At 37.0% G+C, this 909-nt stretch carries 1 protein-coding gene; it reads right to left on the bottom strand.

Annotated features, from left to right (window positions below):
- Positions 1 to 886 (bottom strand): peptidylprolyl isomerase (locus BSO02S_RS25955; RefSeq protein WP_157081513.1); only part of this gene is annotated, 886 nt, incomplete at its 3' end.
- Positions 887 to 909: the final 23 nt, after the last annotated feature.

Consider the following 909-nt stretch of genomic DNA (forward strand, 5'->3'; position numbering starts at 1 on the left):
GCTTTGGTTGTTGAGGTTCTACATCCTTAAATACATCTTTAAATGCATCATCTTTAATCTCAATTTCTTTATTCAATTTGTTTAATATCTCCTGTACCGGTTTTGCCTCTTTTCCCAGCAGTGTTTCTCTGATTTGATCTTTCACCTTGCTTAATGGCGTTTCCTTTCTATCTGTTACCTTAATGATGTGATAACCAAACATTGTCTTAACCGGTTCGCTCATTTCATCTTTTTTCAATTTCATAGCCGCCGCAAGAAATGTCGGGTCCATTTCCTTGCTTCCCCCGGAAATATAGCCCAAATCTCCGCCTTCTGCTGCAGTCACCTTATCCGTCGATTGTTTTTTTGCCAATTCGGCAAAGCCAGTTCCTTTCTTTAGTTCCTTTTCAATTTCTTTAGCAGTTGACTCCTTATCCACGAGAATATGGCTGGTTCTCACCTCCGTGTATTGGTCTTTATTTTGTTCATAGTAATCTTTTATTTCTTTATCTGAGACCTTCACCCCATCTGTTGTTGCTTTAAAGAAATAAATGGATTGTATAATATAATCCTTTAGTTCATTTTCATTTTTAAAGCCCTGTTTTTGTAGGAACATTTTAAATCCATCTTTATCACCGGCCTGTTCCTTTATCTCGTCTAGGCGTTGATTCACCTCTTTATCAGATACCTCATATTTTCCCTTCAAAATTTGCATATAGACCAACTTCTGAATCAATTCTTTTCCCCGCTCGGAACTGATTACTTCTTTATATAAATCATCTTTTGCGATAGTTCCATAGTCCGTTTTAACAAATACCTTGCTCCCTTCGCCTGAGGTCAAAGCCGAACAGGCACCAAGTAAAAATAACAATGATAAAATGGCTAAAACCATGATTATTTTCTTCAATTATCTTCACCCCTACTTTTGAC

Source organism: Neobacillus soli NBRC 102451, from assembly GCF_001591665.1.
GTDB lineage: Bacteria > Bacillota > Bacilli > Bacillales > Cytobacillaceae > Neobacillus > Neobacillus soli.